The organism is Paenibacillus sp. FSL R5-0407 (assembly GCF_038009185.1).
GTDB classification, from domain to species: Bacteria; Bacillota; Bacilli; order Paenibacillales; family Paenibacillaceae; genus Fontibacillus; species Fontibacillus vini.
Window position 1 is genome coordinate 2,011,413 of sequence record NZ_JBBPAX010000001.1, and the last position, 16,017, is coordinate 2,027,429.

Consider the following 16,017-nt stretch of genomic DNA (forward strand, 5'->3'; position numbering starts at 1 on the left):
CTTATAATAGCTGATTACTTAACTTCTTTGCCAGTGAACAAAGATACTCTCTTCTTCACAAGCTCAGTGTATTCAGCTTCCATTTTTTCCGCACCGGCTTTATCCAATTCAACCAGGAATGCGTCGTAAACCTTGTCGAAATCAGTCGTTTTAGCAAGAACTGCTTCCGGAATACGCTTGCGGATGATGTCTTGTGTTTTTTGGAAAATCACTTGATAGTCACCGTCTGTAGGAACCGGCATGTTGTACAGCGCGCCCCATTCTTTAGCAGGGAATGCATCTTCAGCCGGGAACAGATCTTTCCAAGTCGTAGCGTTGTAAGCTTTCAATGTTTCTTTTTCAGCTTCAGTGTAACCAGCAACGATTTGATCCGGGAAGTTAGTTGTATAGTAGTTGCCTGTGGAATCCTTCACGCCGTCGCCATAGAATGGCGCCAGAACTCTATACTGACCGATACCGGATTCTTTAGTAAAGTTGGTCGAATCATTTACTTTTCTGTCATGAATGTCGGCAGGAACTACACGTGTTCCATTCTCATCTACAGTGTAATGCTTGCCCTCAACGCCCCACATTCTGAGCACTTGACCTTCATCGGAAGCAAGCCAGTCAATGAATTTGATCGCGCGAACCGGGTCTTTACATTCCGTAGTAATAGCGATACCGTATCCGTCCAGACCTGCAGTTTGGAAGGAATGATCTTCATAGTCTTCCGACAGAGTTACTGGGAAGTGAGCGTAAGTGGATTCGTCTTTTCCAGCTGTTTTCAGAGCGTTCTCTGCATCTTGGTATCCCCACTCTTGGTCGATCAGACCAAGAACGCGGCCGCTGGCAATTTTCGCTTTGTATTGGTCGTCTTTTTGTACGAAAGTATCTTTGTCGAGCAGACCTTCATTGTACATATGGTTCAACCAACGGAAATATTCTTTCTCTTCAGGACGTTTGTAGTGCAATTTTGCTTCATAGGTTTGTGGATCAACAAAGTACTCGCCGTCATCCGGTGCTCCCGTAGCAATGAACGCCGGATTCGTTACGGTGATCATAATTCTCCAGTCATCCGCGTTCAAAGTGAGCGGGATGTTTGGCTGACCGTCCGTAGTCGGGTTCTTTTCCATATATTGTTTCAAAACATTTTCAAAGTCTTGAACGGTACGAACTTTCGGGTAGCCAAGCTCTTTCAACACGCGCTGCTGGATTTCAAAACCGCCGCCAGCATCAAAGTTCTGTTGATCAACCCCGACATTCGTCGTAATTTGATAAATCGCTGGATCTTCGTTGCTGTATTTCAGACGATTCATATTTTCGCCGATAACCTTTTTAATGTTTGGAGCATGCTCTTCAATCAAATCGGTCAAATCCAGAACAAGTCCGGCGTCAATCAGCTTACCGATTTCATTCTTTGCAAAAATGATGTCCGGAACGTCGCCACTCGCAGCCATCAAAGCGATTTTGCTTTGTCCGCCGCCGCTGCCTACGTCATATTCTGCATCCAGCGTTACGCCGGTTTTTTCAGTGATGACTTTACCCACATCATCCTTCATGTTGTTCCAGTTCGGGCTGGCATCAGCGCCGAAGAAAGTGAAAGTGACTGGGCTCGTATCTTCAGCCTTTTGTTCATTTTGTGTGTTACCCGAATTGCCAGTGTTACCAGCCGCGTTGTTCTTGTCGTTACCGGAATTTCCGCAACCGCCGACGAGTAATGTGCTTGCCAACAAGATCGCAGCAAAGGCCTTAGGACTCTTCCAACTCATTTCTAGTTCCCCCTTGTAATAAATAATAAAGCTATATTGTATAACAGGTAAAACCTGTAAATACCAAACCAAAACAATTAAACTTTGTTAATAAGAGCGCGTTCATTTGAATAGACAAGTCATCTCTTGCCTGAGCATTTTAAGTAAGGGCTTTCAACGAAAGCTTAAAAAAAGATTTTCCGATTCAGCCCGCCGTACCGGTTGCTGCCGGCACGGCGAAACTGTTCATGCTTGTTACTGCTGTTCCGTTATGGAAGGTTAAGCTTTAACTGCGCCCAACGTCATACCGGATACAAAGTACCGCTGTAAGAACGGATAAACAATCAAGATCGGAAGTGTTACGACTATGGTAATCGCCATTTTAATCGATTCCGGTGAAATCTGAGCCATCTGATTCGCCAAGTCGTTCGCATTCGTCATCGCCGAACCTTGGTTCGTGCTGGCCAGAACCTTCATCAATTCGTATTGCAAGGTAGTCAAGTGAGGTTTATTCCCGTTGTACAGATAGGTATCAAACCAGGAATTCCACTGTCCGACTGCAAGGAACAAGGCGATGGTCGCAAGCACCGGCTTACAGAGTGGAAGAATAACTTTGTAATAAATCGTAAAGTCATTGGCACCGTCCAATTTGGCCGACTCTTGCAGAGCGTATGGAAGCCCGTCAATGAAGGAACGGATGATGAATACGTTAAATGCGCTGACAATACCAGGCAAAATGTATATCCAGAACGTTCCGATCAGATCCAGATGCCGCATCAACATATAAGTCGGTACAAGTCCTCCGGAGAAATACATCGTCAGTGCAAGAAACGTGGAAACAAATTTCCGGGATTTAAAATCCGGTCGGCTTAACGTATACGCCAGCATTGAGGCACTAATCAAGCCTAACACTGTACCGGATACCGTACGAAGAATCGTAACTTTAAAACCTTGAATCAGGCCGGTGTATCCAAAGATCGTTTTATAGTTTTCCAAAGTGAATTCCCGCGGCCAAAGATAGATGCCGCCACGGACCGTGTCTGTCGAATCGTTCAACGAAATCGCAAGCACGTTCAGGAAAGGATATAAAGTAATGATCAAGATAATGGCCATAACGATTACGTTGACAGTGTCGAATACTTTATCGGATCTTGTAGCGTTAAAAGCTTTTGAGTTTGTCGCCATTTTGTCCCCTCCCCCTCTACATGATGCTTTCTTTCGTCGTTTTCTTCATGATGCCGTTTGCCGTGAGCAAGAGAATAATGCTTACGACGGAGGTGAACATACTGATCGCCGTTCCGTAGGAGAAGCGACTGATGTTTATACCATAATTCAAAGCATACAAATCCAATACTTCGGAATAATCTTTTACCAGCGCATTTTGCAACTGGAACTGTTTCTCGAAGCCGATACCGATCAGGTGACCAATCGACATAATCAGCAGTACGGATATCGTAGTTCGAATGCCCGGAAGCGTAATATTCCATATTTGTCTGAAACGTCCCGCTCCATCCACGCGGGAAGCCTCGTAGAGTTCTTTGTCAATCCCTGTGATCGCAGCCAGGTAGATAATGGCGTTCCAGCCGGTCTCTTTCCATATATCGGAAGCGGTTACAATACCCCAAAACCATTTCCCTTCAGCCATGAATTGTATCGGCTCGTTAATAATATGCAATGACAGTAGAAGTTCGTTAACGATCCCGCCGTCAATCGAGAGCATTTTGGTAATGATACCTCCGACGACGACCCAGGATACAAAGTGCGGCAGATAAGACACCGTTTGAACCGTACGTTTGAAAATACTTCCCCTGAGCTCGTTCAGGAATACCGCGAAAAAGATCGGTACGATAAATCCAAAGATCAATCCCATAAGACTCATGGCTAATGTGTTTCTTAATACCAGATAGAATCTTTCGTCTTGGAACAAGTCCACAAAGTTTTTCATTCCAACCCATTTTTGTTCTGAAAAAGACTTGGACGGTTTATAGTTCTGGAATGCCATCGTCCAGCCCCAGATCGGTAAATAATTAAATACAAACAACCAAATTACGAATGGCAAGGACATCAGGTATAAATATTTTTGTTGAACTATACTTTGCCACATTCCTTGCTTCCGCTTTTTTGGCGGCTTAGGGGTTACGCTTACATTTCTAGTTCCAGGTTTTTCTGAGAGCGTTTCCATCTGTCCAATCCCCCCTTCTCTGCTATACCTTTATGATAAAGGAACGAGGGGATTGGAAATACCCGATAGATTTGAGAGAAAACCATATAAAAATTAGACATTAACCGGAATCGTAAAGGAAAACTCCGTTCCGCGGCCATATTCACTGAAGATTTTCAGCCCATGCTCTTCTCCATAGGACAGTACTAGTCTTTGGTGGACGTTGCGCAGCCCGATCCGGTTGTTCTCGGATTCGTCCGGACTTGAAATCGAATGGATCACCTCGTCAAGCCGCTGCGGAGTCATCCCTAAACCGTTATCTCGTATTCGAATGACTAGAAGTTCGCCATTAAATTGAATATCGACATTTACTTCCACGCCGTCTTCCTTATCCTCTACCCCGTGAACTACCGCATTCTCTACCAAAGGTTGAATGATTAAAGGAGGAATCCGGATCTCCTGCGCTTGCGGATCAATATTCAACTCGTATTTCAATCGATCCTCATAACGGAATTTCTGGATTTCCAAATAGGAACGCACCATTTCGATCTCTTCCTTAATAGGCGTACTCTCTCTGCCGACTTCAAGATTTTTGCGCATTAAACGACCCAGCAAGCGGACGACATTCGCAATTTCCTTTTCACCCTTCATATGAGCATTCATCCGAATCGACTCCAGGGCATTAAAAAGGAAGTGCGGGTTAATCTGGCTGGCCATCATTTTCAGCTTGATCTCACGTTGAGCGATCTCCAGCGCCGTATTTTGCTCCGTTTTCTCCACAACCTGATTCATCAGGCTGCGAATGCTTTCGACCATGTAGTTAAACTGCCGTGATAACTGGCCGATCTCGTCATTTCCGTCGATTCGGGAGACTACATTTAAATCGCCAAGGGCCAAGCGGTTCAAATGTCGGCTAAGCCGCAGCAACCGATTGGAAGTCAGAAATGAAACAATATAAACAAACGCAAGGGCGATCAGCAAAACAAGCAGAATGATGACCAAACCGATCAAACTGACCTTGTTCGCATCCTTGACGATAGATTCCGTACTGAAAACGGATACGACTCTTAGCCCGTTGATGCTATTTTCCGGGATCAGTTCATCCACGATCATATAGGAAGGTTCGCCTTTAATGTTGAGCTTGTGAGTCCCTTTTTCCAATTGACTCAGGTCAACGCCGAAATCGAGACTTTCAAGCGTTTTACCGACAAAGCTGGAGTCCTTGGCGGCTACTACGTTTCCCGCTTCATCCGCAATCAGCGTTTCAAAAGGTTCCTGGAGCAACATACGATTTAATTCATTCTGATCGAGAGAGACCATTAGTACTCCGCTTGTCCGGCGTTCCGGAAAAGGCAGTTGTCTTATGAGACTAAGCTTTCGTACCGGAATGGGTTCATTATCATCGATATAAGTCCAGATCAAGCTTTTTGTGGACATCGCCTGCTGATACCAATGTGTTTTACTAGTATTTTCATCGATCGGGATCAGCTCCAGGTTATTGATTAAGGTCTGGTTGTCGTAATAAAAACGTACGCCGGCAATCTCCCGGTAAGTACGTTTGAATCTCGTAAACTCGTCATAATTCAGGTAAGCCTTTGTTAATTCCAGCACGCTTTCATAACGGGTAGTGACCATTCTCTCCAGATCCTTGTCAAGCAATAAGGTGTTCGACACATCCATCGGTATGCGCAGCAAGTTGCCAAGTTGAGATTTAGTCTTCTCCACATTATTGGTCGCCTGATCAATCGCCCGGTCCATCGCCTGGGAACGGAAATAGCTAACCACTCCTCCGCCAACAATCATGACGGGAATCATGACTACGAGAATGTAGGAAATAATGAGCTTGTGCTTGAGCTTGAAGTTGTTCGTGACTTGTACGACTTTTCTAAACATGTCTGCCCCTCCCTGACCTCGGGTTACCATAACGGAGATCTCCGTAAAAACCGAATATCCCCGACTCTTTGACAAGCGGGGATCATTCGGGCCGCGTCCGCACGGCGCACGCATTAGCTTAATATTAGTTTATTGCTCCGTCAGGGGCAACACGGTTATTTCAGGGAAATCTGCAATTCCGTCTTGCCGGAGAAGGAAGTCACCGAAACCGTTCCTTCATTAGTAAGCTCCCCGCCTTGAACGGAAGCCACTTCACCCATGCCGTGCAGCGATACTTTGAATGCTTTTCCGGCACCTTCAGCGCCGAGAGTTACTTTGGAGCCTTGGCGAACCGCGGTAACGGTCAGTTCGGTTTCACCCTTCATATTGCGGACCGTGCGCGTTACAGAAACGCCTTCTTGCAGCTGGTACAATCCGAGCTCTACGCCGTCTGCGAAGTCATAGTCCGGACGGCTGTTGTTGGCGCCTTTTGCCAGGATGGAGTTCTGGCGGACAAACAACGGCAGGCCGAAGAAATCGTAAGTTTCTTTTTGCCATTTGCCACCTTCGACAGTTTTGCCTGTGAGCAGGTGGGTCCAAGTGCCTTCCGGCAGGAAGTAGGTAACTTCCCCGGTTTCGCTGAATACCGGAGCAACCAGCAAGGAATCGCCCAACATATATTGACGATCCAGCGTCTCGGTAGCAGGGTCATTCGGGAATTCCAGGAACATGGCGCGCATGGTCGGAACACCTTTTTCCGTAGCATAAACAGCTGTATCGAACAGGTATGGCATCAGGCTGCATTTCAGCTTGGTGAAGAAACGGGTAACGTCAACAGCTTCATCATCATAAGCCCAAGGCACCCGGTACGAGCTGCTTCCGTGCAGACGGCTATGGCTGGACATCAGGCCGAATGCGAGCCAGCGTTTGAACACATGAACCGGAGCTGTGTTTTCGAAGCCGCCGATATCATGGCTCCAGAAACCGAAGCCGGACAATCCGAGCGACAGGCCGCCGCGAAGGCTTTCCGCCATCGATTCATAATCCGCATAGCAGTCTCCGCCCCAGTGTACAGGGAATTTCTGTCCGCCGACGGTAGCCGAACGGGCAAACAGCGCCGCTTCATTTTTGCCAAGCTTCTCTTCCAGGACTTCAAATACCACTTTATTGTAAAGGTATGTGTAGTAGTTGTGCATTTTGACCGGATCGGAACCGTCATGGTAAACGACGTCGGTTGGAATCCGCTCGCCGAAGTCGGTCTTGAAGCTGTCGACGCCCATGTCAACGAGCTCGCGCAGGTAGCCGGCATACCATTCGCAGGCTTCCGGGTTCGTAAAGTCAACCAGAGCCATGCCTGGCTGCCACAAATTCCATTGCCATACATCGCCGTTCGGCTTCTTCACGAGGTAGCCGTTTTGCTTGCCTTCTTCGAACAAACGAGAACGCTGACCGATGTAAGGGTTAATCCATACGCAAATTTTCAGGCCTTTTTCCTTCAAACGTTTCAGCATGCCGACAGGATCCGGGAATACCCGCTCATCCCATTTGAAATCCGTCCAATGGAACTCGCGCATCCAGAAGCAGTCGAAATGGAAGACATGCAGCGGAAGGTCTCTTTCGGCCATGCCGTCAACAAAGGAATTGACCGTAGCTTCGTCATAATCGGTGGTAAACGAAGTCGTGAGCCACAGACCGAACGACCATGCCGGCGGCAACGCAGGTTTGCCGGTCAATGCGGTGTATTTATCAAGTACATCCTTCGGCTCAGGTCCGTCGATAACGAAATATTCAATCGATTCGCCCGGTACGCTGAATTGAACTTTTTTCACTTTTTCAGAAGCTACTTCAAAGGAAACGCCGCCCGGGTCATTAACCAATACGCCGTAGCCTTTATTAGTTACATAAAACGGAATGTTCTTATAGGATTGTTCGGAGCTTGTGCCGCCGTCTTTGTTCCAAATGTCGACAACCTGTCCGTTCTTGATAAAGGACGTAAAGCGTTCGCCCAAACCGTAAACGAGTTCACCAACGCTTAAGTCGAGCTCTTCGCGCATGAAGGTGTTTCCGCCGGCTTCGGTCACGTGTGCCATCGATTTAAACGCACTACCTGTAAGGCGCTGAGTTCCGCGATAGAAATCCACCGACCACTGCGCACCTTTGTTAATGCGTACGCTGAGATTGCCGCTTTTGAGTTCGGCATACTCATCGTTTTCGGTAATTACTGCATGATCGCCGCCCTTAGCCAATTCAAAGTTAGGCCCATGATCCACAGTACCGGCAAAATGCACAAGCTTGACGCCGATTACGCCAGGAAGCGGGGAGTGGAAATGTACGGTAAGAAGCGTTGTATTAATCATATCGCCGCGTCCGCGAAGCGGAGTAGTCGAAGCTGAAGCTGTCAGTGTATGATTCTGTTCCATAAAATCGTATGCTTGAACCGCAGTGGAAAGCGTGTATCCATCACGAATCAGCCAGTTGCCATCGGTAAATTTCATCTGTTATATACCGCCTTTCGATTCACTTTTCATAATTATCACTATTAAACTGCTTACACTTGCATTATACTGATTGAAAAGGAAATATTCTAACATAATTCGATGATATTATAACACTATATTGATGAGGTGACTTTCATGGATCAAGCACTCCGCCGCTCTCTGAAAGAAAGCAAATCGCACGGTAGTGAGCATCTTCCATTTGGAACCTACTGGTACAGTTATGGCCCCGGCGAGCACGTTATCGACTGCCACTGGCATGAAGAACCCGAAATATTCTACTGCATAGACGGCGAGACGGTGTTCCAGGTCGATACCGATTATTTTACCGTCAAGGCCGGAGAAGCCGTATTCGTCGATGGTGGCGACATTCACGCCGCTCATGCCAGCGGAGAGACAGGCTGCTCTTTTTTCTCGCTGGTCTTCGACACGCAATTGCTGGCCAGCGCTCATTACGACGCCGTGCAAGAAAATCTGATCCTTCCTTTGCAGGAAAGAAAAGCGACTTTTCCGAGACATATCCGGCATGCCGAAAGCTTTGAGGTCAGCCTGCTGGACCATATTGTGTCCATCATGAAAGGCTGCAGCGCGCAATCCCCCGGCTACGAAGGCTCGGTTAAGGGTCATCTCTACCTTATGTTGGCGGAGATTATCGCGGAAGGTAAAACTTGCAACCGGACCGCAAGCAACCGGAGCGAGTCTTCAAAAATCGAGCGCCTCAAAACCGTGATTCACTATATTCAGCACAATTATGAGCACCCGATCCGCCTGTCTGAGCTCGCTGCGCTCGTTCCGATGAGCGAAGGCCAGTTCTGCCGTTTCTTCAAATCCATGACCCGGCAAACTCCGATGGACTATATTAACTCCTACCGGATTCGACAGGCCGTCGAACTGCTGCGGCAACCGGAACGAAAAATTTCCGATGTTGCGCTAGAGGTCGGTTACGACAATATCAGCTACTTTATCCGGGTGTTCCGCAAGACCATGAATTGCTCGCCTTCGGAATTCCGAAAAAAACTCCAAAGCCAGATCGAAGCCTAGTTTGACCGGCTCAAACGCCTTCAGCTAATATTCCTTTTTTGCCGGAGATTCATACTTGCTAGGGCTCTGAAGTTCTGAGATTTGGATTTCGGGACGGGACATCGGAGTGCAGGGACCCCATCAGACCTCCCTCTCCCCTCCACCGTCGCCGGCGCCCAGATTTAGTTGATCAACTAATCGTTGTTGCTAGAATCGCAATCCTACTAACTTCAGAATCCGTCGCCGCCTGATTGTCGTCCTGTGTTATATCCTCGTTGCCCCTGAATACCGTCCTACATGATGCCTCGTCGCCAAGCCGGGCTTTTCGTGTCTATTATTCACAAACCTATCATACCACCTTTTGTAAGCGCTTTAATACATCCATTATTAGTCACATTTTCATGTGAAAATTTAACTTCAACTACCTAAAATTGCTGAGCTGCAAATGCAGAACGAACTAATTGGATATTTCCAATGAAAAACTACACAATTAGCCGATTCCCCCGTGTTGATTGGAAATATCCAATGACGAGACTCGGATTAGCGTAAATGAGACGGTTTTCCTTAAATTCCATTGGAATTATCCAATGGAAACAACCAACTAGTCAAAAAAAGAAGCTGCTGATTGGAAATATCCAATCAGCAGCTTCTTATCGTTTCGCAATTAGCTTCACATATACTAATGCCATGCCTCAACGACCATTCTATCCCGCTTCGTGATCACAAGCCGGTTTTTGATCTACCCTTCCAGTCGAGATTCAATAACCGGGTTTTCAGCACCGAGAAGGTGGGGTAAAGCCAGGGACTGAGGAGCGGAGCGTAGGAGAAGCCTACGTGAGCACCTCAAATGTTTCCGGAGGAAACATTCTTCGGAAGCATATGCTTGGTCCATGGCTGAATCCCCAGATTCGACGCCGAATCAACTTCTCTGAATCCGCTTCGTGATCAAAAGCCGGTTTTTGATCTACCCTTCCAATCGAGATTCAAAAACCGGGTTTTCAGCACCGAGAAGGTGGGGTAAAGCCAGGGACTGAGGAGCGGAGCGTAGGAGAAGCCTACGTGAGCACCGGAAGGCACTGGATGAACCCCAGATTCGACGCCGAATCAACTTCTCTGAATCCGCTTCGTGATCAAAAGCCGGTTTTTGAATTACATCTACGCGTGGTTGGTGGTTTTGCGGTAGGCGGAGGGGGATGTCCCCACATACTTCCGGAACTTGCTATGGAAATAATCCACGTTCGTATAACCGACCTTCTCGGCCACTTGGTAGACTTTCAACCCTTCCTCAAGAAGGGACTTCGCCTTCTCGATCCGCACTTTATCGAGGTAGGTGTTAAAGTATTCGCCTGTAGCGTTCTTGAACAATTTGCCGAGATACGCGCTATTATAGTTAAAAATGCCGGACAAAGTTTCCAGCTTCAAGTTGTCGCTGAAATTACGGTGAATCAGATCAAGCATGATCTTTACTTCCCGGTGTTTTCCTCCCTCGCCCAGTCCGCTCATCATCTGTTCCAGGAAAAACTCCGTTTTCTCATACACGCCCTCAAGCGTCCAAGCCTTATAAATATCGGACAAATAGTCCGAAAATTCCTTACTGCGGCTCTGCAGCTCCGGCGATTGCTTGATCCCTTTTGCGTGAATCGAGGTCAGAATCTCAACGAAACGACGTTTAATTTCCCCTTCGCCATAGCCCTCAGACACAAGGCATTCCCCTGTACGGCGGACCAGCGCTTTCACCGTCTCGCGATTGCCCACCTCCACAGCATAATAAAGCTGTTCGTTCAACGGTTCCGTCCCTGGCTCAACGGACACTTCTCCAAGGGAAGTTTCCTGAACCGAATCCCGGCTCAGAAGCTTGCCGTTGCCATGAATAAAGTGGCTTTTGTTAAGCTCACTGGCCACTCCATAAGAATCAACTACTTCCATTAAGCTGCATACCTTTGGCCCTAAGGCCGCGGTGAATTCTACGCCCGTATCGGAAGCTGCATCCCGGATACTGCCGTAAACTCCATCCATTTCCACGCCCAAAACCGGATCTTTTAGTAGAATACCGATCTGCGCATGGTAGCTGAATACGTAGCCTCGATCCGTGTGTTCAAACAGCTCGGTCATCTTTCTTCTCATTTGAACGGAGGGTTCCATATCCGAATCGTTCTCCGTATGCAGATTAATCAGCAAGACCTGATAGCATCTCCATAGCAGACCCAATTCCTCAGCTTTGCCTTCCAGCACCGCTTTCTCTTCCTCATTACCCGACAGGAGCGATTGAATAAACGCCTCCCTGCCCCAATCCTTAGTGGTGCTTTGCCAAAGCTCGGCAAGCCGTTCCTGAGTAATCTGCTGCTGAATTTTCTGTATATAATCTATCAATTCATCTTCGTCGACCGGCTTCAGTAAATAACCGTCTGCCCGTTGCGAGATAGCCTTCTTAGCGTAATCAAAATCCGCGTATCCACTTAAAATTAAAATATGAAGCATAGGATCAAGCGAACGCAGCCGCTGAATCAACTGCAATCCGTCCATTCCCGGCATACGAATATCGGCGATTACCAAATCGGGTTCATGAGTGTTATATTTCTCGAGCGCTTCGTTGCCGTTGGCCGCCGTGTCTACGACGACATAACCGTAAGCGTTCCAGTCGATAAATGTGCGAAGTCCCTCTCTCAGCTTAGGTTCATCGTCTACAATAAGCACTTTAATCATCATTTATTTCCCCCTGCCGGAAAAGATTTCATTACAATTCCCATCCGGCGTTTTTCAATGGTGTGTATAACACTTTATTAAACACAAATAATATCCTTCCCCTACGGAAAGAATTAAAGCGTTTACAAATAATTATAAATAAATATTAAATTCTCACAAACATAATTATGTTCATTTATTGCACTATTTTGATGATATGAGGATAACAAAAAAATCTTCCAAATCGCAGATCACGATTTGGAAGATTCTTGGTATCACCTGAAACTCAAAGCAAGCCAGCTTACACCGCCTCTTTTGGCATGTCGCTCTCCTGAAATTGAATCCGGTACAATTTTGCATACAAGCCTTGCTGCTCTAGGAGAGATTTATGGGTTCCCTCCTCCACGATCCGGCCCTTTTCCATAACCAGAATCCGATCTGCATCCAGAACCGTAGACAGTCTGTGGGCAATGACCAGGGTAGTGCGTTTTTGCATCAATACGTCAAGCGAACGCTGCACAAGACTTTCGGCTTCGTTATCAAGCGCCGAAGTAGCTTCATCCAGAAGCAACAGCGGTGCCTCGCGCAAAAAAGCTCTTGCAATGGCGATGCGCTGCTTCTGACCACCGGAAAGCGATGCCCCATGTTCACCAATATGGGTGGCATATCCATCTGGAAGCTTCATAATGAAATCATCGGCCCCGGCCATTCCGGCGGCCATCCGGATTTCTTCCTCGGACTTACCTTCCGTACCAAAGGCGATATTATCGCCGATCGTTCCCGCAAAAAGGTAAGGAATTTGGGGCACATAGGTCGCAAGTCCGCGGCCCTGATCCAGACTCTCCCGCAGGCAAACGCCATGGAGGGAGACGCTCCCTTGATCAGGCTGGTAGAGTCCGCAGCAGAGACGAACCAGCGTCGATTTTCCTGAACCGCTTGGTCCAACGACAGCGACCGTTTCCCCGGCATTGACCTGCAAATTCAAACCCTCAAACAGGGCTTCCTGCGGGTCATCGGCAGAAATTTTATGCGCAAAATGAACATCCTTGAGCATGAGCGCCGGTTGATCGTGATCCCCCGTCGACGCATTCCGGAAGTACGGAGCTTGCCGTTCTCCCCGCTCTTGTCGCTCTTGCAGCCCTTTCCGCTTTTGCCGCTCCTCCCTCTGTACCGCCCGTTCCCCGCCGGATTCGTTTTCCGTTTCCTTATCAAGAATTTCAAATACGCGGTCCGAAGCACCCAAGGCCTCCTGAACCGCGCCCCAGGTCTGGGACATGTGGACGAAGGGCCACTGTACCCTGCCGATTAAGATGACGAACGCCAGCACGCCGCCCGCCGACATCCCGCCTCCAAGCGCGGAATAAGCGATCATCCCCGCACACACAACCATGACCACATTGTTGATAAAAGCGGAGGTTTGCCACAAAAGGCCGACAAGGACTGTTCTTTTCCGCTGCAAAATTCCTAGCTCGGCCCGCTCCTTTACATAACGGTTAAGTATGGCGTCTTCCATGCCGAACGCCCGAACCACCGTCATGCCTTGCACCACTTCCTGAAGCAGCGCTCTCAAGCCGGCCTCCCGGGCAAATATATCAACGGACAGGTTTCGCAGCTTCCGGTCAAAAAATCGGCTGCAAAAAAACACGACCGGCCCCGAGCCCAGCGCAAGCAAAGCGATCCATACATCCGAACGAGCGAGATAAATGAACGATACCAGGGTAAGCAGCAAATTATAAAACAACTCATATACGACGCTGCTCACCATGCTCATTGCCGAATTGACGTCTTTATTGTTCCGGGAGGAAAGATCGCCGGAATGCATCGATTGAACTTCCTGAAACGATAGGCGATTACTCCGGTCGAATAGTCTGGACCGCAAATCCCAGGCCATGCGGAAGTGAACCGTAAAGCGGAAATAGTGCTGAAAAATAAGACAGACTATTATAATGGCGCAGGCGATCCCGCATATGACCGTAACCCGGGTCAATGCGTCCGTATCGGAGCTTGTGATCGTATCGATGAACAGCTTTTGTACTGTGGCGAAGCCGATATCGACGACCAGCTTGGCGGCAAGCAACACAATGGCGGCCATAAACCCGGCCCGGTACAAGCCGGCATAGCCGACCAAACGACGGAAGGCGGACCAGACCGTGGATGACGGGTTAGCGGGCGATTTCACTTTATCATCGGTGATCATAGGTAACCTCCTTCTATCGCCAGTTCGGGGGGATTTTCGGAATGATGCACACTTTTTTCCACCATCGCCCGGTATTTTCCGTCTTCGGCCATCAGCGACTCATGGTTCCCCGCTTCCACGATGGAGCCGTTCTCCAAATAATAAATCACGTCGGCATCCCGGATCGTGGACAGACGATGCGCGACAACAACGGTGGTTCGGCCCTGCATCAGCTTGCCGAGCGCCTGCTGGATCATCTCTTCATGCTGGCTGTCGAGCGCGGCAGTCGGCTCGTCGAGGATCAGCATCTCCGGCTCCCTGACAAAGGCGCGGGCAATCGCAAGTCGCTGCCGTTCCCCGCCGGACAAGGTCAAGCCCCGTTCCCCGATCCGGGTCTCGTAACCCTGCGGCAATCCCTCGATGAAGGAATGAATCCCTGCTGAACGAGCCGCTTCCTTCACTGCGGATACATCGGCATCCGCCCGCCCCCAGGCGATATTCTCCCGAATGGTCCCCGAGAACAGATAGGGCTCCTGCGAGACGTAAGCAATGCGGCTGCGCCACTCTCCCGGAGGAATGTCCGCCATCGAGCCCATATCGCAGTCGATGTTTCCGGCCAGCGGTTCGTATACCGCCATAAGCAGGTTCAGAATCGTGCTTTTCCCGCTTCCGCTCGGTCCGGCAAATGCAGTTACCTTCCCTTGCTCAATCGTGAACGATACTCCTGATAGAACGAGGTCACTACTTCCGTAACCGAAGGAGACCTTTTCGAAGGAAACCGTCCCCATTTCCCCGTACTTCTTGCCGTCGTCCCGTACGGTTGCCTTTTCTTCCTCCATATCCGTAATTTCGAACACTCTGCTTCCCTGAGCCAATGCCGACTGAAGCTCGGTCCATAGATTGGCAAGCCGGGACACCGGCTGGGTGATCTGATCAAAGGTGATCAGAAAAGCCGCCACCGCTCCGACGTCCAGCCGCCCTTGGATAACCAGATAACCGCCAAAAGAAAGCACATACAGCAGCCCGCCCAGGACCACGGCGAAAGGCATATTATATCCGATCGCTTCAAGCCGGGTTACCCGGGTATGAAGGGCTGTAAGACCCTCGAGACGCTGCCGGAACTGCGAACCAAGCCGGGGAGCAAGCGAAAAAGCGCGCACGACTTCCGCCCCCTGAAGGGCATCCTGGACAAAGGATTGCTGTGCGGCAATGGCCTTTTCTCTTTCGATATGCAGATTACGGAGCCGGCGGCTGAACGGAATCATCACCAGCGGCAGTAAAATGCAGATCAACAGCGTTCCCAAGGTCAGGATATATTGGAGCGACAGCAAATAAGACAATAAAAACACAACCTGAAGCACATTGCCGAACAATTGGATCGTCTTCTCGTTAATTCCGGTTTGAGCCGCCGGTGCTGCATCCTGAATCCGTCCGATTAAATCGGCGGAGTGAAATCGTTCCAGCTCTCTGGTTTTCGAGCGCATAAGCTTAGACAAAATCGTCGCTTGCAAACTGGCGGTCGAGCGGATTTCCAGCGTCCCGGATAAATACGTGCTTATAAAATTGCCCAACGCGTCAGTAACGACTACAATAAGTGCAAAAACCAGCCCTGAGATCAGACCGGACATTTCCTTATCGACGGCTGCATTGATAATCCTGCGCAGACTTTCGGCGAGAAACACACCGGAGACCGACAGAATTCCGGCCAAAATGCATAACGTGATGTACCTGCCTAAATACGGTCTTCCAAGCGTGATCAGCCGCTTCAGCGCATCGGATACGGAGATTGCATGCTCCCTTTTGATTTCATCGTGCCCATTTTCTTTTTCCAACTCGTTCTCCCCTTCTCCTGAAGCCCTATCTTCCTATAGAAGTTCCCCCTTG

9 protein-coding genes are annotated in these 16,017 nt (G+C 48.7%); 1 reads left to right on the forward strand and 8 read right to left on the reverse strand.

Annotated features, from left to right (window positions below):
* Window positions 1-14 precede the first annotated feature (14 nt).
* The 5 genes from NYE70_RS09695 to yicI form a co-directional block, all read right to left on the reverse strand.
* Entirely contained in the window at window positions 15-1,748 is a 1,734-nt protein-coding gene (locus NYE70_RS09695; RefSeq protein ID WP_341045811.1) for an ABC transporter substrate-binding protein, read from the reverse strand.
* Between the two features lie 258 nt (window positions 1,749-2,006).
* Window positions 2,007-2,912: a carbohydrate ABC transporter permease gene (locus tag NYE70_RS09700; protein WP_211019963.1), complete on the reverse strand. Its 906-nt coding sequence runs from the start codon at window positions 2,910-2,912 to the stop codon at window positions 2,007-2,009.
* A 16-nt stretch (window positions 2,913-2,928) separates the two neighbouring features.
* The gene (locus NYE70_RS09705; RefSeq protein ID WP_211019964.1) at window positions 2,929-3,909 is read right to left on the reverse strand and encodes an ABC transporter permease; all 981 of its coding nucleotides are present in this window, start codon (window positions 3,907-3,909) and stop codon (window positions 2,929-2,931) included.
* Window positions 3,910-4,002: 93 nt separating this feature from the next.
* A complete protein-coding gene (locus NYE70_RS09710) occupies window positions 4,003-5,781 on the reverse strand; it encodes a cache domain-containing sensor histidine kinase (protein ID WP_211019965.1) in 1,779 nt (592 codons plus the stop codon).
* Window positions 5,782-5,936: 155 nt separating this feature from the next.
* Window positions 5,937-8,255, reverse strand: a complete 2,319-nt coding sequence (gene yicI, locus NYE70_RS09715) for an alpha-xylosidase (RefSeq protein WP_341045813.1) — start codon at window positions 8,253-8,255, stop codon at window positions 5,937-5,939.
* A gap of 138 nt (window positions 8,256-8,393) precedes the next feature.
* On the opposite strand from yicI, the gene NYE70_RS09720 reads away from it, so the two are divergent.
* Entirely contained in the window at window positions 8,394-9,296 is a 903-nt protein-coding gene (locus tag NYE70_RS09720; RefSeq protein ID WP_341045814.1) for an AraC family transcriptional regulator, read from the forward strand.
* A gap of 1,134 nt (window positions 9,297-10,430) precedes the next feature.
* Here the strand turns inward: NYE70_RS09720 and NYE70_RS09725 are convergent.
* From NYE70_RS09725 to NYE70_RS09735, 3 genes are all read right to left on the reverse strand, one after another.
* On the reverse strand, window positions 10,431-11,981 hold the full coding sequence (locus NYE70_RS09725) for a response regulator transcription factor (RefSeq protein WP_341045815.1): 1,551 nt from the start codon (window positions 11,979-11,981) through the stop codon (window positions 10,431-10,433).
* 277 nt (window positions 11,982-12,258) lie between these two features.
* Window positions 12,259-14,154 carry an ABC transporter ATP-binding protein gene (locus NYE70_RS09730; protein ID WP_341045816.1) on the reverse strand — a complete coding sequence of 632 codons (1,896 nt, stop codon included), beginning with the start codon at window positions 14,152-14,154 and terminating at the stop codon, window positions 12,259-12,261.
* Window positions 14,151-15,965: an ABC transporter ATP-binding protein gene (locus NYE70_RS09735; RefSeq protein ID WP_341045817.1), complete on the reverse strand. Its 1,815-nt coding sequence runs from the start codon at window positions 15,963-15,965 to the stop codon at window positions 14,151-14,153. Before NYE70_RS09735 ends, NYE70_RS09730 begins: the two co-directional genes overlap by 4 nt.
* Window positions 15,966-16,017 lie beyond the last annotated feature (52 nt).